The sequence below is a fragment of the Bradyrhizobium sp. WSM4872 genome (assembly GCF_055811715.1).
The window spans coordinates 22,064-40,358 of the sequence record NZ_JBVVPT010000001.1 but is presented as its reverse complement, the minus strand read 5'-3'; the positions used below and the strand labels follow the sequence as shown (position 1 = coordinate 40,358).

19 protein-coding genes are annotated in these 18,295 nt (G+C 64.8%); 10 read left to right on the top strand and 9 right to left on the bottom strand.

Annotated features, from left to right (window positions below; translation table 11 throughout):
- Window positions 1-3: 3 nt before the first annotated feature.
- Complete coding sequence (locus tag AC0L3C_RS00200) at window positions 4-1,611, bottom strand: acyl-CoA synthetase (protein WP_473406846.1); 1,608 nt, start codon at window positions 1,609-1,611, stop codon at window positions 4-6.
- Between the two features lie 179 nt (window positions 1,612-1,790).
- On the opposite strand from AC0L3C_RS00200, the gene AC0L3C_RS00195 reads away from it, so the two are divergent.
- Entirely contained in the window at window positions 1,791-2,147 is a 357-nt protein-coding gene (locus AC0L3C_RS00195; RefSeq protein ID WP_473406845.1) for a hypothetical protein, read from the top strand.
- A 63-nt stretch (window positions 2,148-2,210) separates the two neighbouring features.
- On the opposite strand, the gene AC0L3C_RS00190 is transcribed toward AC0L3C_RS00195, so the two are convergent.
- Window positions 2,211-3,146 carry a tetratricopeptide repeat protein gene (locus tag AC0L3C_RS00190; protein WP_473406844.1) on the bottom strand — a complete coding sequence of 312 codons (936 nt, stop codon included), beginning with the start codon at window positions 3,144-3,146 and terminating at the stop codon, window positions 2,211-2,213.
- 103 nt (window positions 3,147-3,249) lie between these two features.
- Between AC0L3C_RS00190 and AC0L3C_RS00185 the strand changes: the two genes are divergently transcribed.
- Entirely contained in the window at window positions 3,250-3,525 is a 276-nt protein-coding gene (locus AC0L3C_RS00185; protein WP_018458006.1) for a GNAT family N-acetyltransferase, read from the top strand.
- 53 nt (window positions 3,526-3,578) lie between these two features.
- On the opposite strand, the gene AC0L3C_RS00180 is transcribed toward AC0L3C_RS00185, so the two are convergent.
- Window positions 3,579-3,968: a DUF3597 domain-containing protein gene (locus AC0L3C_RS00180; RefSeq protein WP_473406843.1), complete on the bottom strand. Its 390-nt coding sequence runs from the start codon at window positions 3,966-3,968 to the stop codon at window positions 3,579-3,581.
- Between the two features lie 331 nt (window positions 3,969-4,299).
- Here AC0L3C_RS00180 and AC0L3C_RS00175 point away from each other — a divergent pair, with 331 nt between their 5' ends.
- The 7 genes from AC0L3C_RS00175 (at window position 4,300) to AC0L3C_RS00145 (ending at window position 11,371) form a co-directional block, all read left to right on the top strand.
- Window positions 4,300-5,208, top strand: coding sequence for a DUF2189 domain-containing protein (locus AC0L3C_RS00175; RefSeq protein WP_473265837.1), 909 nt, complete (start codon window positions 4,300-4,302; stop codon window positions 5,206-5,208).
- A gap of 130 nt (window positions 5,209-5,338) precedes the next feature.
- Window positions 5,339-6,163, top strand: a complete 825-nt coding sequence (locus AC0L3C_RS00170; protein WP_473406842.1) for a lytic murein transglycosylase — start codon at window positions 5,339-5,341, stop codon at window positions 6,161-6,163.
- Window positions 6,164-6,632: 469 nt separating this feature from the next.
- Complete coding sequence (locus AC0L3C_RS00165) at window positions 6,633-6,785, top strand: DUF1127 domain-containing protein (protein WP_007590701.1); 153 nt, start codon at window positions 6,633-6,635, stop codon at window positions 6,783-6,785.
- A 125-nt stretch (window positions 6,786-6,910) separates the two neighbouring features.
- Complete coding sequence (gene trmFO / locus AC0L3C_RS00160) at window positions 6,911-8,338, top strand: methylenetetrahydrofolate--tRNA-(uracil(54)-C(5))-methyltransferase (FADH(2)-oxidizing) TrmFO (RefSeq protein ID WP_473406841.1); 1,428 nt, start codon at window positions 6,911-6,913, stop codon at window positions 8,336-8,338.
- A gap of 7 nt (window positions 8,339-8,345) precedes the next feature.
- Window positions 8,346-9,440, top strand: coding sequence for an AMP-binding enzyme (locus AC0L3C_RS00155; protein ID WP_473265834.1), 1,095 nt, complete (start codon window positions 8,346-8,348; stop codon window positions 9,438-9,440).
- Window positions 9,441-9,544: 104 nt separating this feature from the next.
- Window positions 9,545-10,102 (top strand): CAP domain-containing protein, encoded by a 558-nt coding sequence (locus AC0L3C_RS00150; protein WP_473265833.1) that lies wholly within the window; start codon window positions 9,545-9,547, stop codon window positions 10,100-10,102.
- A gap of 90 nt (window positions 10,103-10,192) precedes the next feature.
- Window positions 10,193-11,371, top strand: coding sequence for an aminotransferase class V-fold PLP-dependent enzyme (locus AC0L3C_RS00145; RefSeq protein ID WP_473406840.1), 1,179 nt, complete (start codon window positions 10,193-10,195; stop codon window positions 11,369-11,371).
- A gap of 17 nt (window positions 11,372-11,388) precedes the next feature.
- On the opposite strand, the gene AC0L3C_RS00140 is transcribed toward AC0L3C_RS00145, so the two are convergent.
- Genes AC0L3C_RS00140 through yajC form a run of 6 tightly spaced genes read right to left on the bottom strand, consistent with a single transcriptional unit; the run spans window position 11,389 to window position 17,042 of the window.
- A complete protein-coding gene (locus AC0L3C_RS00140) occupies window positions 11,389-12,633 on the bottom strand; it encodes a threonine ammonia-lyase (protein ID WP_473406839.1) in 1,245 nt (414 codons plus the stop codon).
- A gap of 45 nt (window positions 12,634-12,678) precedes the next feature.
- Window positions 12,679-13,542, bottom strand: a complete 864-nt coding sequence (locus AC0L3C_RS00135; RefSeq protein ID WP_473406838.1) for a phytoene/squalene synthase family protein — start codon at window positions 13,540-13,542, stop codon at window positions 12,679-12,681.
- Window positions 13,539-13,922, bottom strand: a complete 384-nt coding sequence (locus tag AC0L3C_RS00130; RefSeq protein ID WP_473406837.1) for an Mth938-like domain-containing protein — start codon at window positions 13,920-13,922, stop codon at window positions 13,539-13,541. The genes AC0L3C_RS00135 and AC0L3C_RS00130 overlap by 4 nt, the downstream gene beginning before the upstream one ends.
- Window positions 13,923-13,982: 60 nt before the next feature.
- Complete coding sequence (gene secF / locus AC0L3C_RS00125; protein WP_473406836.1) at window positions 13,983-15,002, bottom strand: protein translocase subunit SecF; 1,020 nt, start codon at window positions 15,000-15,002, stop codon at window positions 13,983-13,985.
- A gap of 10 nt (window positions 15,003-15,012) precedes the next feature.
- Entirely contained in the window at window positions 15,013-16,617 is a 1,605-nt protein-coding gene (gene secD, locus AC0L3C_RS00120; protein WP_473406835.1) for a protein translocase subunit SecD, read from the bottom strand.
- A gap of 59 nt (window positions 16,618-16,676) precedes the next feature.
- Complete coding sequence (yajC, locus tag AC0L3C_RS00115; protein WP_007610701.1) at window positions 16,677-17,042, bottom strand: preprotein translocase subunit YajC; 366 nt, start codon at window positions 17,040-17,042, stop codon at window positions 16,677-16,679.
- A 180-nt stretch (window positions 17,043-17,222) separates the two neighbouring features.
- On the opposite strand from yajC, the gene AC0L3C_RS00110 reads away from it, so the two are divergent.
- Window positions 17,223-18,251 (top strand): ATP-binding protein, encoded by a 1,029-nt coding sequence (locus AC0L3C_RS00110; protein ID WP_473406834.1) that lies wholly within the window; start codon window positions 17,223-17,225, stop codon window positions 18,249-18,251.
- The last annotated feature ends 44 nt before the right edge of the window (window positions 18,252-18,295 follow it).

Below are 18,295 nucleotides of genomic sequence, written 5' to 3'. Positions count from 1 at the left end.
CGCTCAGCTTGCCCGTGTCTTGTCGAGATCGAGCAGCCCGCGCGCCTCGAGTTCGTCGCGAACCATCCGTTTGGGAATCTTGCCGTAGCCGGATTTCGGCAAGGCCTCCCAGAAGAAGAACCGCTTCGGCATTTTGTAGCGCGGCACCTTGGGCGACAGGAACGCCGCCATCTCCGCTTCGCTCACCGGCTTCGCGCCTTCGCGGGCGACGCAGACGGCAACGCCGACCTCGCCCCAGGTCGCATCGGGCACGCCGAGCACCGCGACCTCGCCGACGCAAGGATGGGTCAATATTTTCTCTTCGATCTCGCGCGGATAGATGTTGGAGCCGCCGGAGATGTACATGTCGGAGGCTCGTCCCGTGATGTAGACGAACCCCTCCTCGTCCATGTGGCCGAGATCACCAGTGCGGAACCAGCCGTTGCGGAACGCCTTCGCATTGGCTTCGGGATTGTCGTAGTAGCCGGCAAGCACCGCGGGGCCGATCACGCAGATCTCGCCGCTCTGGTTGGCGCCGAGTTCGCGGCCCTCGTCGTCCTGGATCGAGACCTGCATGCCGGTACGCTCGAAGCCACAGGTGCCGATCTTCGCGTGCGGCCCGTCCTCGGGGTCATGCAGCGCCGCCGGCAGCACGGTGATGTTGCCGGTCACCTCGCCGAGGCCGAAATATTGCACGATGACCTTGCCGAGCTTTCTCAGCGCAGCCTTCTGGTCCTCGCGATACATCGGCGCACCCGCATAGATCACCTGGCGCAGCGAGGAATGATCGTATTTGTCGGCGGCGGGATGCTCGACCATCATCTTCAGAATGGTCGGCACCACGAAGAGATTGCTGACCCGATGCGCCTCGATCAGGCGGAACGCCTCGTCGATGTCGAATTTCTCCGTCGGCAGCAGCACCGTGCGCACGCCGCGCGCGGTCTGCACCAGCTGATGCACGCCAGCGCCATGCGACAGCGGCGCCACCACCAGCGAAGCATCCGCTTCGGTGACGCCGGGGGTGAGATCGGCGAGATGATTGGTGACGACAAAGCCCATCTGACCGTGGGTGAGCACCGCAGCCTTGGAGCGGCCGGTGGTCCCCGACGTGAAGAAGAACCAGCAGGGATCGTCGTGCTCGACCGCGACGTTCTCGACCACCGTGCCGGGGCGCGACGCGACGGCATGCGCAACCGAGGTCTCGGCAAATGGCGCCCGACCATCGATGCTCCAGGTGAATTCCAGCGCTCCACCCTTCACCGCCGCGGCGTGCTCGGGAAAATCGATGTGGCACAGAAAAGCCTTCGCGCCGGAAGCCTGCGCGAGATAGGCGACCTCGTCCGGCATCAGGCGGAAATTGGTCGGCACCCAGACGGCGCCGAGGCGAAACGCGGCGAACATCGAGAAGAACATCTCATCGCCGTTCTTCGAATGGACGAGGATACGGTCGCCCTTGGCGATGCCGCGCGCCGCGAGCGCTGCCGCCAGCGCCGAGACCTGCGCATCGATCTCGCGCCAGGTCCAGGATCGGTCACCCCAGACGAAACCGGGACGTGCCCCATGCCGCCGCGCATTCTGGGTCAGCATGTGAGCGAGATTCATGACGCGGCGGGACATGCGCAGGGGCTGCATCGGGCTTCCTCTTCGGCGGCGGACGGCACGCGAGCCGCCCGCTCATTGCAGCCCATTTATCGCCATCGCCAAGACCCCTGCAAGGCTGCCGGGCGCAGCGCAGCCCATCCCACCATTCAGGGAATTTTAAACATGATCGGCGCAACCTCACTCAGTTCTCGCGTACAGAGTGCCGCATCATGGTCAAAGCGCCCGCCCTCCTCCTGTTATCGCTGGCGCTTGCCGGATGCGCCGTGGGCCCACAAGCGCACCTCGCCGCCGATCCCGCCTTCAGGCCTGCCCGCTATGCCTGGGACGGCGCCGGCGAAAATCCCAATCACCCGCGCGCCGCCTCGGAACCAGCACGCACTGCCCGATCCGAGCGCAACAGGTCGCAAGCCGGGCTTCAGCCCTATTCGAAAGAATGGTGGCAGGCGCAGGATGGCGTCGAGGCGGAACAGGACGCCAAGGTCAACCGTTCCCTCGTCATCTGCCAGGGTTGCCTGCGACCGCAGGGGCAGCCGGAGGATTCCCGGCTCGCCAAGGCGACCGATTGAAGCATCCGGACTCTCAGGACCTGATGGAGGTGCAGCCCCGTCGTCGCGAGAAGCGGCCGGGAGCTACAACGCCCCGAGCTTCCGCAATGACTCCTGCGCTGTCGGCAGGCCCGGCTTCAATTCCAGCGCCTTCCTGAAATCGGCAATCGCGCCCTGTTTGTCGCCGAGCCGCAGCTTGGCCTGCCCGCGATTGTTCCACGAGAACACGTCGGAGGGATCGTATTGCAGCGCCTTGTCGTAATCGGAAAGGCTGCCCTTGCTGTCGCCCTGATAGAGCCGGATCACGCCACGATTGCGCCAGCCGCGCGCGTCGGTCGGCGCAACACGGATCGCCTCGCCATAATCGGCGGCAGCCCGATCGAGCTGCTCGCTGTCGCGATAGACGTTGCCGCGGTCGATATAGGCGAGCAGATCGGGCGCAAGCTTGATCCGCGTGGTGTAGTCGGCGATGGCGTGCGCCATGTCGTGCCTGCGGTAATACACCAGTGCGCGATTGGCGTAGGCCATGGCGTATTTGTGATCGCGCTTGATCGCGGCGTCAAAGTCGGCGAACGCACCGTCGAGATCGCCCTTGTTGAAACGCGACTCGCCGCGATTGCCGTAGGCCAGCGCCAGCGACGGATCGAGCTTGATGGCCTGGTCGTAATCGGCGATGGCGCGATCATAGTCGCGCTTGAAACTGTAGACGCGACCGCGATTGTTGTGGGCGCAGGCATAGCCGGGGTCGAGCCTGACCGCCTCGTCGAGATCGGACAGCGCCGCGTCGAGCTCGCGCTTCTCCGCGAGGCCATGACCGCGATTGCAATAGGCGCCGGCGAGCCGGGGTCCGCTCTCGCTCTTCGTATCGATCACGGTCGAGCAAGCCTTGATCCGCTCGTCCGGCGTGCTGGTCAATTCGACGCAAGCCTCCCAAGCCGGACCGCCTGCCGCCGCAGCCGGCGCCGGCGCCGGCGAGATCAGCGCGGCGAGCAGCGCCAGGCGGCTGAGCGGGACACGCATTTTCCGGATATCTCCCCTGCGGCAACCTCTCTTGGTCGCACCTTGGCAAGGGCTGGTTCAGGCGCCTAGATCAGAGGCAAGCAGTACGTCGGAAGGATTTTGCATGGCGCCATCGGTACGGGACAACAAGGACAGAAGCCGCTTCGAGCTCGATGTCGGCAGCGAGATCGCCTTCGCCAATTACCGGCTGACGCCGTCGGCGGTGATCATCACCCACACCGAGACGCCGCGTGCGCTGCGCGGCCGGGGCATCGGCTCCGAGCTGGTCAAGGGCGCGCTGGAATTGATCCGTCGCGACGGCAGGAAGGTGATCGCCGGTTGCGGCTTCGTCGTCGACTATCTCGACAGACATCCGGAAGATGCGGATCTCGTCGCCTGAATGCAGAAGGGCCCGCGCGATCGCGGGCCCTTGGATTGCGAGCGGGCGATCGGTCAGTGCTTGATCTCCGGCGGCAGCTTGCCGCCATTCGCCGCGAGCTTGGACATCACCTGCTTGTGCAGCCAGACGTTCATGCTTGCGGAATCGTTGGTGTCGCCGCTGTAGCCGAGCTCTTTGGCGAGGTCCTTGCGCGCGGCGAGGCTGGAATCGATGTCGAGCGCCTTCATGAGGTCGACGATCGAGGTGCGCCATTCCAGCTTTTCGCCCTTGTGCGCGGCGACCGCGGCGTCGACGATTGAGGCAACGTCCACCGTCGCCGTAGGCGCCGATCCGCCCGGCGCGGCCCCTGCGGGCGCGCTGCCCGACGGTGCGCTGCCTGCGGGCGCGGCGGAAGCTGGATGGCTACCGAAGATCGCGCCCATAATTTTCCCGAAAATGCTCATGTCTGCTCCCCGAAAAGGACCCGTGGAAGGGCCTTGAGTGGCCCTTATAGACCAAGATGCGTCGTTGCGCCCGCGAAGTTCCGCGAACCAACACGCAGCATCAGCTTATCTGCGGCGAAATGACGACCGAATGACATCGTCGAGGTTGCGCTGCGGCATCGAATCTCACCCAAGCGTGAGGGACAGGACTCGCAAATGGGCGTACGGTTGATGTTCAGTTCGCGACGCCATCCGGAATTCGCGTCTGGTCGGGATCGCGAAATTCAGAATAGCGGCCACTTGCGCCGTTGCTGGCGCCAGATGCGGCCGCATGGCAAGGGAGCTAGCGACCATGGCCACACTCTACCAGGGCAATGTCCCAACTATGGGCCAGACCGCCGAAGCGGCTGGACCGGTGATCCGAACCATCCAACTCTCCGATCTGCACGATGCGCTCAAGCGCGGCTGGGACGATTTCAAGGCGGTGCCGAGCCACGCCATCATCCTCTGCGTGATCTATCCCGTGCTGGGCCTCGTGCTCGCCCGCGTGGTGATGGGCTATTCAGTGCTGCCGTTGTTGTTTCCGTTGGCCGCTGGCTTCGCCCTGATCGGCCCGTTCGCCGCTCTCGGTCTCTACGAGCTCTCCAGCCGGCGGGAGCGTTATGAAGAGGCCAGCGCCTGGGATGCCATGGAGGTGCTGCGTTCGCCCTCCTTCGGCGCCATGCTCGGCCTCGGCGCGCTGCTGCTGGCCCTGTTCGTGACCTGGGTTGCGACCGCGCAGGCGATCTACGTCGCCGCTTTCGGCTATGAAGGCGCGTCCGGGATCTCGGATTTTCTGACGCGCGTGCTCACGAGCCGGCAAGGCTGGTGGCTGATCGTGGTCGGCTGCGGCACCGGATTCCTGTTCGCCCTTGCCGCGCTCTGCATCAGCGCCGTGTCGTTCCCGCTGATGCTCGACCGCCATGCCGGCGCGTTCGAGGCCATGGTGACGTCGCTCCGGGTCGTCGCGAAGAACCCGGTGCCGATGGCGGCCTGGGGCCTGATCGTGGCCGTCCTGCTGGCGCTGGGCACGATTCCCGCCTTCCTCGGCCTTGCCGTGGTGGTCCCCGTGCTCGGCCACGCCACCTGGCATCTCTACCGCAAGGTGATCGCGGCCGATCCGGGCGCGCGTCCGGTGCCACCTCCGCCGCATCGTCCACGCAAGCCGGCCGCCGACTTCCCCGTCAACCTCTTCCCCTGGCGCAATCGGACCGACGCCTGACGATATCGTGAGATCCGATCCTGCCCCGGTGCGGGCAGGATCGCGGACTGTCATACGCCTTGCTTTGGCCGCGGTTTCCATCGAGATTGCGCACGCCGGTCAGATCACTTCACGGAATTTATTTGCTCGAATGACCCCGACGATTTCTCGTCTCGCCCTCGCCGCCTTAGCCATCACCGCATCCATCCTATCCGCTCAGCCCGCGCTCGCCGCGGTTGCCTGCGGCTCGGGCAATTTCGACGCGTGGCTTGCAGACTTCAAAACCGACGCCGCGGCCAAAGGCGTCTCGCAACAGGCCATTTCCGCCGGGCTCGCCGGTGTGACGCTCGATCAGAACGTGCTCAACCGCGACCGCTCGCAGAAGGTCTTCAGCCAGACCTTCGAAGAGTTTTCCGGCCGCATGGTGCCGCCGCGCCTGACGCGCGGCTCCAACATGATGAAGCAATACGGCTCGGTGCTGTCGCGCATCGAGCAGACCTACGGCGTGCCCGGCGAGGTGCTGGTCGCGATCTGGGGTCTCGAGACCGATTTCGGCGTCAATACCGGCAAGTTCGCGACCATCCGCTCGCTGGCGACGCTGGCCTATGACTGCCGGCGCGCCGAGCAGTTTCGCGCCGAGCTGTTGGATGCGCTCCGCATCGTCCAGCGCGGCGACCTCGCACCGGCCGACATGAAGGGCGCCTGGGCCGGCGAGCTCGGACAGACCCAGTTCATGCCGTCGTCATGGATGAAATACGCCGTCGATTTCGACGGCAATGGCAAGCGCGATCTCCTGCACAACGCCCCCGACGTGCTCGCTTCCACGGCGAACTATCTTGCCGGTTATGGCTGGCAGAAGGGCAAGGATTGGCAGCCGGGCAGCCCGAACTTCGCGGTGCTGCAGCAGTGGAACAAGAGCGAGGTCTACTCCAAGACCATCGCTTATTTCGCCACCCAGCTCGCGCGCGCCCCCTAGCAGCCCCATAGTTCGGCGTGTGTGCCACTGCACCAGCGTCCTCGTCATGTCGATCCGCGGGTCCAATCGCACCGCTGCCTACAGCTGGCAAAGGGTACGCGACTGCCGGTAATTGAATTATGATTCAGTTCTATTACTCCGCTATCATGCGATTCGCGCATGCAAGACTTGGGTATAGAGGCTAGTCAACCAGCTTGCTGACGACCGAAAAGCAACCTATTTGCATGCGAATGGAACCGGCTGATCTGCGATAAATCCGTGAATTGAAGGGCATTTCCAGCACCTTTTTCCCATTCCGCCCACCCTTTGGGCGGGAGTGCTCCTGGGTTAATCGTCCGTTACCGATGCCATGCATCCAACGCTTAGCTGCATCGCAACATCGGAACTTTCGCACTGCACCACTCTCATCTATATTCATTTCAACGATGAGGCTCGGGCAAGAGCTGAATCGAACTACAGGAGACTACCAATGCTGCTCTCGCTCATCCGCATGATCCAGGCTTTCCGGGACTATCAGCGCAATGTTGCCGAGCTGTCCCAGCTCAGCGATCGCGAGCTGGCCGATATCGGCCTCGATCGCTCGGACATCCCGCGCGTTGCCGCCGGTCAGTATCAGGGTTGATATCGTTCAGCCCTTAACCGGACGAACCGATAGCGCCCGCCTCGTGCGGGCGTTGTCGCATCCGGAGGCAGAAAACTCGATCTCGGCGATTCCACTGACCGCCGAAAAGCGCTACCTGTCCGCCCATGACAGGACCCCAATCAACTACTGTGCACGTGATCGGCGCAGGCCTTGCCGGCTCCGAAGCCGCCTGGCAGGTGGCCAAATCCGGCGTGCCCGTGGTGCTCCACGAAATGCGGCCGACCCGCATGACCGAGGCACACCGCACCGATGGGCTTGCCGAGCTCGTCTGCTCCAATTCGTTCCGCTCGGACGATGCCGCCAACAACGCCGTCGGCCTGCTGCATGCCGAGATGCGGCGCCTCGATTCGCTGATCATGCGCGCAGCCGACGCCAACCAGGTGCCCGCCGGCGGCGCGCTTGCGGTAGACCGCGACGGCTTCTCAGCGGCCGTCACCAAGGCGCTGAACGATCATCCCCTGATCGAGATCGCCCGCGGCGAGGTCGCAGGCCTGCCGCCGGCCGAGTGGAGTAACGTCATCGTTGCGACCGGCCCCCTCACTTCGGCGCCGCTGGCCGACGCGATCCGCGAGCTGACCGACGAGAACGCCCTCGCCTTCTTCGACGCGATCGCACCGATCGTGCACCGCGAAACCATCGACATGTCGGTGGCCTGGTTCCAGTCGCGCTACGACAAGGTCGGTCCCGGCGGCACCGGTGCCGACTACATCAACTGCCCGATGACGAAGGAGCAGTATGACGGCTTCGTCGCAGCGCTGGTTGCCGGCGAGAAGACCGAGTTCAAGGAATGGGAGACCAACACGCCCTATTTCGACGGCTGCCTGCCGATCGAGGTCATGGCTGAACGCGGCCCCGAGACTCTCCGCCACGGGCCGATGAAGCCGGTCGGCCTCACCAATCCGCACGATCCCACCACAAAGGCCTACGCGATCGTGCAGCTGCGCCAGGACAACAAGCTCGGCACGCTCTACAACATCGTCGGCTTCCAGACGAAGCTGAAATACGGCGAGCAGCAACGCATTTTCCGCACCATTCCGGGGCTGGAGAAGGCCGAATTTGCCCGCCTCGGCGGCCTGCATCGCAACACCTTCCTCAACTCGCCAAAGCTGCTCGACGGCCAGTTGCGCCTGCGCGCACAACCACGACTGCGCTTTGCCGGCCAGATGACGGGCTGTGAGGGCTATGTGGAATCCGCCAGCGTCGGCCTGATTGCCGGCCTCTATGCGGCAGCGGACGTGCGCGGCGAGACGCTTGCGAGTCCGCCGGGCACGACCGCGCTCGGATCCCTGCTCGGCCACATCACCGGCGGCCATATCGAGACCATCGAGCCCGGCACGCGCTCGTTCCAGCCGATGAACATCAATTTCGGCCTGTTCCCGCCGCTCGCCAGCGCACCGACGAAAAAGCCCGACGGAAGCCGGCTGCGCGGCAACGAGAAGACGGTGGCCAAGAAGCAGGCGATGAGCGCCCTGGCGCTCGCCGATCTCGATCGCTGGATCGCCGATCACCTGCGCATTGCCGCCGCGGCGTGAGTTTTCGATGAACCTTCCCAAAGACGACGCCGCAACACTCTCGGCGCGCTGGATCGAGGGCGTGCTGCTCAAGCGCGACGTGTTCTCGACTGTCGAGCGCGGCCGCTTCCGCGACGACGACGGCGAGGTCGACGCGGTGCTGCGCCGCCTCGACGAGGTGCCGTGGTGGTCATTCCTTTTGGCCCGCCATCTGTTCGCCCGCGAAAAGCATGCGCTGGTGCTCGCCAAAGGCCTCGATGTCGGCCCCGAGCTGCTGTGGGCCGGACGCCGCGCACTGGTGCGTGGCTTTGTCGACGGCGTCGCGCTGCATCTGGCGAAGCCGCATGGGGACCTCGCCTATTTTCGCTCGGCCAAGGCCGCGCTGCGCCGGCTGCGCCGCGCCGGCATCTGCCACAACGACCTTGCCAAGGAACAGAACTGGCTGGTCGGCCGCGACGGGCTCGCCTACGTGACCGACTTCCAGCTCGCGGCTTGCTTCAACCGACGCGGCCGGCTCTATCGCACCCTCGCCTATGAAGACTTGCGGCATCTGCTCAAGCACAAGCGCTCCTACGCGCCTGAAGCGCTGACGCCGCGTGAGCGCAAGATCCTGGCGAAGAAGTCCTTCGCCGCCAACCTGTGGCTCGCGACCGGCAAGAAGGTCTATCGGGCAATCACCCGCGGCTTGTTCAACTTCACCGACCGTGAAGGCGGCGGCCGCCGGCTCGTCAACGACGCGCCGGTGCTGGCGGAACTGATCCGCAAGAACCCCGCCGTGCGCGACACCGCCATCGTCGCCTTTGCCGACCGCCGCTCCGGTGTCGGGCTCTATGCCTTCGTCGAAGCCGATCAGGCCGCGCTCGAAGGCCAATTGCGGAACGAGCTTGGCGCCGCTAAGGGGCCGAAGCCGCCGGAACACATCCAGGTCGTGCACGCACTACCACGCAACGCCGACGGCAAGCCGCGCACAGAGATCCTGCAACTGGTCGCCATGAACCAGCTCGACCTGATCGAGCCGATGATGAAGAACGACCAGGACCGCGCTTTCCTCAAGGACATCCTGGAGCAGCGCAAGAACCTGCGCGACCGCTTCAATTTCGAGGCCGATCTGCCGGCGGGCTAGCGTGGATCACGCCTTGAAGCGTCCACATTGGCGATAGAGAAGCGATCCGATATTCGAGCTTGGCGGAGGGACTTGGCGGGGTCATGGGCACTCGGGGGACGATGATGCACCGTGTGGTTGGCGGCCTGATCGCCGGCCTTCTGCTGCTCGCCACCACGTCCGCGATGGCCGAGTCCCCGGCCGAGCTGATCTCGAGCTTCCGCCTCAAGCATGGTGAAGTCCGCGTCGTCCGCGATTCAACCCTCGACCGCATCGCCATGGACCAGGCGCGCGCGATGGCGACAAAGGACGACCTCAGTCACGACGCACTCGGCCCGTTCAACCGCCGCGTCGCACCGGCAGGCGCAGGCCGCGCCGCCGAGAACATCGCCTACGGCTACGACAATTTCGAGAAGACCCTGGGACAGTGGATCGACTCGTCGGGACACCGCAAGAACCTGCTGCTGCACAACGCTTCCCGCGTCGGGATCGCGAGCGCGAAAAACGCCAGCGGCAAACGCACCTATTGGGCGATGGTGATCGCCGGCGACTACGAGCCGAAGGGCAAAGGCAAAGGCAGGAAAGACGGGGAACCTCTGGTTGCCGTGAAGCGCGAGGCCGCGCCCGCGAGCAAGCCGAAATCCAGCGGTTGCCACATCAAGCTGCTCGGCCTCTGCATCTGAGACGAGATCAGATGTTGCAGCTGGCCTCTTGTCCGCATTCCTCGCCGGTCTAATCTATTCGGGACGATCGCGAGAGCAAAGGCGGCGCACTTGATCAACATCGGGCGAATACGTGCCGACACGCCAGCCACCTCCCGGCTTGCGTACCTGCACAACGCGGGTGCGGCTCTCATGCCCGTTCCTGTCGTCGAAGCCATGAAGCAGCATATCGATCTGGAGAGCGAGATCGGAGGCTATGCGGCCGCCGACCACGAGGCCCGCCGGCTTGATTCAGTCTACGGCGCCGTGGCGCGCCTGCTGAATGCCGCGCCCGATGAGATCGCCCTGATGGAGAACGCGACGGTTGCCTGGCAGATGGCGTTCTACGCGCTTCCGTTTCGCGATGGCGACCGGATCCTGACTGCCGAAGCAGAGTACGCGGCCAACTATGTCGCCTTTCTTCAGGTCGCGAAGCGAACAGGCGTCGCGATCGACATCGTGCCGAGCGATGCCAGCGGCGAGCTCGAGGTCGACGCGCTCGAACGCATGATCGACGAGCGCGTGAAGCTGATTGCGATCACCTGGGTTCCGACCAATGGCGGGCTGGTCAATCCGGCTGCGGCCGTCGGGAAGATCGCGCGAGCGCGAGGCATTCCTTATCTCCTCGACGCCTGCCAGGCGGTCGGACAGATGGTGGTCGACGTCGAGGCCATCGGCTGTGACATGCTGTCGGCGACCGGTCGCAAATTCCTCCGCGGCCCGCGCGGCACCGGCTTTCTCTACGTCCGCCGCGCGACGCTGCAGGCGCTCGAACCGCCGATGATCGACCACTTCGCCGCACCCTGGGTCTCGCGAGACGCTTATCGGCTGCGTGACGATGCGCGCCGTTTCGAGACCTGGGAGAACAACTACGCAGCCCGGCTTGGGCTCGGCGCGGCTGTCGATTATGCCCTCGATATCGGGATCAGCCCCATCGAGCAGCGTTGCCGCATGCTGGCGGACCGCCTCCGGGGTGGCCTTGCGTCCATTCGCGGCATCAGAATTCGCGACCTCGGACGCGCTCCGGGAGCCATCGTCAGCTTCACGGTGGAAGGCTACGAGGCGGAAGCCGTCGTCAGCGACGCGGCCGCAGCCGGCATCACGATCGGTGCCTCAGATCCGTCGAGCACGCGCATCGATGCCGAAATTCGCTCGCTGCCGCCGGTGGTGCGCGCCTCCCCGCATTACTACAATACGGAAGCCGAGATCGATCGGCTGATCGCCCATTTGGCGGGTTTGACGCCGCGATAGCGGCGATCATGCACCGCTCAGGTACAGCGCGCACTCAATCCGGATGCGCCAAGCTTCGCCATGACCTCGTCGAGATGGGCGCTGTCGCGGGTCTCGATCACCAGCTGCAGCAGCGTCGCCTTGGCCGGAAGATCCGAGAAGGTGCGCTGGTGCGAGACCTCGATGATGTTGGCGCCGGCCTCGGCCAGCAGTGCCGCAACCGCAGCCAGTTGGCCGGGCCTGTCGGGGATGTCGAGCGACAGCTGGGTGAGCCGCCCCTCGCGCGCCAACTCGCGGGTCAGGACCGATGCGATCAGCCGTGTGTCGATATTGCCGCCGCTCAGCACCAGCCCGACCTTCTGGCCGGCGAAACGGGACGGGTCGGACATCAGCGCGGCGAGACCGGCGGCGCCGGCGCCTTCGACGACCGTCTTCTCGATCGAGATCAGGGTCGCCACCGCGCGCTCGAGCTCGGCTTCGTTGACGAGCGCAATGTCGTCGACGAGGCGGCGGACGATTTCGGTGGTGAGCTTGCCGGGCGATTTCACCGCGATGCCTTCGGCGAGCGTGTCGCCGCGCGCCGGCAGATTGCCGTCGTGGATGGCGTTGTACATCGAGGGGTAGAGCCAGGCCTCGACGCCGAGGATCCGCAGCGACGGCTTGATCGATTTCGCGGCAATGGCGATCCCGCTGATCAGGCCACCGCCGCCGATCGGGACGACCAGCGTATCGAGCTCCGGCACGGCCTTGAGTATTTCCAGCCCGACAGTGCCCTGCCCCGCGATGACAAGCGGATCGTCATAGGGATGGACGAAGATCATGCCACGGGCTTCGCCGTGGTTGCGCGCATACGCGGCCGCCTCCTCCAGCGTGGCGCCCGTCACGACCACCTCGGCACCGTGATGCCTGGTGTTCTCGACCTTCACCATGGGCGTGCCGACCGGCATGACGATGGTGGCGGGAATGCCGAGCCGCTTGGCGTGATAGGCGACGCCCTGCGCGTGGTTACCCGCCGACATCGCGACGACGCCCCGGGCGCGCTCCTCCGGCGTCAGCGCCTTGAGGCGGTTGAGCGCGCCGCGCTCCTTGAACGAGGACGTGAACTGGAGGTTCTCGAATTTCAGCCAGATGTCGCAGCCGCAGATATTGCTCAGCGTGCGGCTGTAGCTACAGGGCGTCTCGACGACGGCGCCGCGGATCGTCTCGGCGGCGGCATGGATGTCGGCCGGTGCGACCGGAAGGCCGCTGAGATCACAGGAGATGCTTTGCGACAACTCAGCCATAGGACAGCATAGGGCATTTGACAGTTTGAGGCGATAAGCCAACCGCTATTTGGTAAATTCCCGCGAACGTGAAGCCCGCCAAAGCGTCCACAGCGTACGCAGCCGCGATGACGGTTGCGGCGTAAACGGATTGCGCCCGGGCTGCGACAGGCGCTTGAGGTCGGCCCTTACCTGGCTCAGCGGCAGAAACGCCGGCCGTGCCGACACCGGCACCTCCGGCAACAGCGACAAGGCCGTGGTCAAATGCTGCCCGGCCTCGCCCACGAGTTGGTCCAGGACGGCGCGCAAATTCGCCGTCTCCTTGCCGGCGAATACGTCCTCCATGTTGCAATTGTGGCTCGCCAGGACCTGCTGCGGCAGGAACAATTGCCGGTGCGCCGCATCACGGGGCAAGTTCGCGATGACCTGTACGATGCCCTGCGCCAGCCCGGCGTGGCGGGCGAGATGCTCGGCCGCTTCCGACAGTGGTCCCATGATCCGGGCGGCGAGATCGAACAGCGCCGATGAGGTCGCCGCGAGGTAGCCCTCCAGCGCCGCCATGGTCGGCATTGGATCGTTGTAGAGATCGAATTGATGCTCGTCGGCGAGCAGCGACAGCGGTTCGATCGGCAGGTCGAAATCACGGATTGCGCGGAGCAGCTCCGCCGCGACCGGATTGCCCTCGGCGCTGCCATGGACCTGGCCCGACAGCATGTCCGTCCACCATTGCAGGCGGATTTCACCGGGCAAAGGCTGGGTCACCTGGTCGCGGACGCGGACGATCTCGACATTGAAGGCATAGAGCGCCAGCAGCGCGCGGCGCTCGGCAGCAGGCGCGAACAGGGTCGCGGCATAGCGCGGAAAGTCGTGGCTGCGCACGAGGTCCGCACAGAACGCAGCAGAATCCGGCGGCGGCGCGGAGCCACTCATGGCACGGCGATCAGCGCGGCCGCGACGCGCCGCCGTTCGCCGATCATGATGTTGTAGGTACGCACGGCGGGACCGGTCTGCATCGTATCCAGAACCACCCTCGCCGCTTTAAGTGCCTGGCGCAGTTCCGCCGACGGCAGCCAGACTCCGGTTCCGGTGCCGATCAGGAGCGTGTCGATGCTGTTGGCGGACTTGAAGACTCGATCCAGCGAATAGCGGTCGATCATCGCGGGGTCCGTTATATCCCAAGCCCAGATCGCGTCGGGCAGGCAAAGCAACGATCCCCGATGCGACATGCCGGCAAAGGCAAAGCCGCCCTTGCCATAGGCTTCGATCGGCGCCGAGCGGGGGAAATGCGGTGCGTTGGGATCGCCGGCCATGAGCTTCGTCCGAATGAGCTTACTGCCCTCGCAAACTCCTGCGAGGGCACGCGGTTCGGATCATGCCCTGCTTTTCTTCGCGGGCGTAGCCTTATCGGCCGCATCTTCGCGATGCTCGCCGACGCCGAGATAGATCAGGATCGGGGCCGCAATGAAGATCGAGGTATAGGTGCCGACCAGCACCACGCCAAACATCATCACCGCGGTGAAGCTGTGGATGGCATGGCCACCGAACAGCAGCAGAGCCAGCAGCGCCAGCGTCACCGTGAAGTGGGTGATGATCGAGCGCGACAGCGTCGAGTTGATCGATTCATTGAGGAGCTGCGGCATCGGCATCTTCTTGTAGCGCCGCAGCATCTCACGGATACGGTCGTAGATGACGACGGTGTCGTTGAGCGAATAGCCCAAAATGGTCAGAAGCGCCGCGATACTGGTCAGGTCGAAATCGACCTGGCTGATCGACATGAAGCCGATCGTCAGCACGATATCGTGCACGTTGGCGATCATGGCGCCGAGCGCGAACTGCCACTCGAAGCGGAACCAGAGGTAGACCAGGATCGAGACGATCGCCAGCATCAGGCCGAGCATGCCGTAGGCGAGCAATTCGCCCGATACGCGCGGTCCCACGACCTCGACGCGGCGATAGTCGACCGAATCGCCAAGCGCGGTGCGGACCTTCTGCACGGCCTCCTGCTGGGCGGCGTCGCCGCCCGGCTGCTCCGCGACGCGGATCAGGACGTCCGCGGGGCCGCCGAATTGCTGCAACTGGACTTCGCCGAGACGCAGGCCATCCAACGTCGTACGCATCGCCGCGATATCGGCTGTGCCGGACTTGGCCTGCACCTCCAGCAGCGTGCCGCCGCGGAAGTCGATGCCGAAATTCAGTCCATGGGTGAAGAACAGCGTGATCGCGACGATCGACAGCGCCGCCGAGATCGGGAAGCTGACCCGGCGAAACCGCGTGAAATCGAAATGGGTATCGTCGGGAACGATGCGCAGCGACGGCAGCCAGCCGAATGCCGCAACCACGGTGAGAATGGCAATGAGGACGCCGAGCCCGATGAGAACGGTGTGATTCACGATCAGGCTCCTAGATCGGCACGCTCTGCGGCCGCTTCCACCGCACCCACCAGGCCACGATCAGCCGGGTCAGGGTGAAGGCGGTGAACACCGTGGTGATGATGCCGATTCCGAGCGTCACGGCGAAGCCGCGCACCGGACCGGTGCCGATGTAGAACAGCACCGCGGCGGCAATGAAAGTGGTGATGTTGGAATCGAGGATGGTCGCAAGCGCCCGCTTGAAGCCGGCGTCAATCGCCGAGATCGCGTTGCGGCCGCCGCGCAATTCCTCGCGGATGCGCTCGTAGATCAGCACGTTGGAATCGACCGCGATGCCGACGGTGAGCACGATGCCGGCGATACCGGGCAGCGTCAGCGTGGCGTTGAGCAGCGACAGGAGGCCGAAGATCATGGCGACGTTGATGGCCACCGCGATATTGGCGAACACGCCGAACAGCCGGTAGGTCAAGAGCATGAAGATGATGACCAGGATCGAGCCGACATAGGCGGCGAGCTCGCCCTTCTCGATCGAGTCCTGGCCGAGGCCCGGACCGACGGTGCGCTCCTCGACCACCGTGAGCGGTGCCGGCAGCGCGCCGGCGCGCAGCAGGATCGCGAGATCGTTGGCCGATTGCACGGTGAAATTGCCCGAGATCTGGCCCTGTCCGCCGGTGATGGGCTCGCGGATCACGGGCGCCGAGATGACCTTGTTGTCGAGCACGATCGCGAAAGGCAACCCGACGTTCTCCTGCGTGGCCTGCGAGAATTTGCGCGCGCCTGACGTATTGAACTTGAAGCTGACGACGGGTTCGCTCGTGCGCTGGTCGAAGCTCGCCTGGGCATCGGTCAGATCGCCGCCGGCGACCAGCACCTGCTTCTTGACCACATAGGGCGTGGGCGGTGGCGACGCGCTCATCAGAAGCTCGGATTCCGGCGGCAAACGTCCCTGCTGCGCCTGATCGGGCGGCACCGACGTATCGACCATGCGGAATTCCATCTTCGCGGTCTTGCCCAGCAATTCCTTCAGACGGGTCGGGTCCTGGAGGCCGGGGACCTGCACCAGGATGCGATCGTTGCCCTGGCGCTGGATGACGGGCTCGACGGTGCCGAGCTCGTTGACGCGGCGTTCGACGATCTGGATCGACTGCTCGATGGTCTTGCGCATGCGGTCGAGCATCGCGGCCTGCGGGATGGTAAGGCGGATCACGCCGCCGCCGGCGTCAGTCACCTCCAGGTCGCGCTGACCGCTGGATCCGACCAGTCCACCCAGCGGCTGGGACAGCTCGCGCAGCTTGGCGAGCGCAGGCTGCAGGTCGGATTCCTTGGTGATCCGAACCTCGGCCGCGTCGTTGCGCAGGATGACGCCGCCGGTGAAGCCGATCTTGGCATCGCGCAGCGTCCGGCGAACGTCGTCGCGGACCTGGTCGAGCCTTTCCTTCTTCACATAGTTGCCGTCGACCTCGAGCAGCAGATAGGAGCCGCCTTGGAGATCGAGGCCGAGCACGAGCCGACGCTGTGCCCAGGCGGGCCAGGTCTTGACCTGCGCTTCGGGAAAGAAGTTCGGGACCGCGCAGAGGCACACGATCAGCGCCGTCAGGATAATCCCGAGCGCCTTCCACCGCGTGAAATACAACATCGACTGGACCTGTCAGATCAGGAGATTTGCAGGAAAACTTGAGAGACTCGCGGAAGCACTCACTTCGACGCGGCGTCTTCCTTAGCGCTTTCCTTGGATTCCTTGGCCGGCTCACCCTTGGCGCGCACGCCGGAGACCATCGAGCGCATCTGCCGCACGCGCACGCCATCGGCGATCTCGAACTCGATCTGGTCGTCGTCGACGACCTTGGTGACCTTGCCGACGAGACCGCCCGAGGTCACGACGGTGTCGCCGCGGCGGATGTTCTTCACGAGGTCGGCGTGGTCACGGACCTTCTTCTGCTGCGGACGCAGAATCAGGAAGTACATGATCACGAAGATCAGGGCGAACGGCAGCAGCGACATCAACATGCCGCTGGTGTCGCCGGCGCCCGCAGCCTGGGCATACGCAGGGGTAATCAACATTCGGACGATCCTCGTGAGAACGGGGGAGAACCGGTCAGGCCCAAATGGCGACCGGTTCGGTCAAATTCGCGCGGACTATAGCGGCCATTGCTCCAATTGCAACGCTGCCACACCGCCCTTTTAGCCACCTTGCGGCGCGCGCTCAGGCCCGATAAGGCTGCATTCTCAGGAACTTCGGACATGCCCCAAAAACCAAGCAAAAGCCCGGCCGGCAAAGGCCCCCGCACCCCTGCCGCGAAGCCAGCCCGCGTCGCGGCAAAACGTCCCAAGGCGGCCCCCAAAGCGGCTTCCAAGACGACTTCCAAGGTGAGCTCCAAGACCACGTCCAAGGCCAACCAAAGCGTCTCCCAGAAGCGCATCGTTCGCGCGCTAGAGACGATTGCGGCGCACCTCTCCGCTCAAGGCAAGCCCGCCGTCGAACGCGAGTCGTTCAAGCAGGCGGATGCTTTCGTCTGGCACCCGGACGGCCGCCTTGCGGCGGTGCCGCGCGTCAGCCGCGTCGAATTGTTCCTGCTCAAGGGCGTCGACCGGATGCGCGACATCCTGATGGAGAACACCGAGCGCTTCGCCAACGGATTGCCCGCCAACAACGCATTGCTCTGGGGCGCGCGCGGCATGGGCAAGTCGTCGCTGGTGAAGGCGGCGCATGCCAGCATCAACGCGGAGCGCAAACCGGCCGACAGACTGAAGCTGATCGAGATCCATCGCGAGGACATCGAGAGCCTGCCCGCTCTCATGGAGCAGCTTCGCGCCTCGTCCTTCCGCTTCATCGTGTTCTGCGACGACCTCTCCTTCGACGGCAATGATGCGTCCTACAAATCGCTCAAGGCGGTGCTCGAAGGCGGCATCGAAGGGCGGCCGGAGAACGTCATCCTCTACGCCACCTCCAACCGCCGCCATCTGCTGGCGCGCGAGATGATCGAGAACGAGCGCTCGACCGCGATCAATCCCGGCGAAGCCGTCGAGGAGAAGGTCTCGCTGTCGGATCGCTTCGGTCTCTGGCTCGGCTTCCACCGCTGCAGCCAGGACGAATATCTCGCCATGGTGCGGGGCTATTGCAGCCATTTCGGCGTCAAGGTCGACGATGACGCGCTGGAGCGCGAGGCCCTTGAATGGTCGACGACGCGCGGCTCGCGCTCGGGCCGCGTCGCCTGGCAGTTCGTGCAGGAGCTTGCGGGACGGCTCGGCGTGAAGCTGACGGCGACGTAGCGGAATCTGTAGCGGCACTCGCACCTGTCATTCCCCGCGCAGGC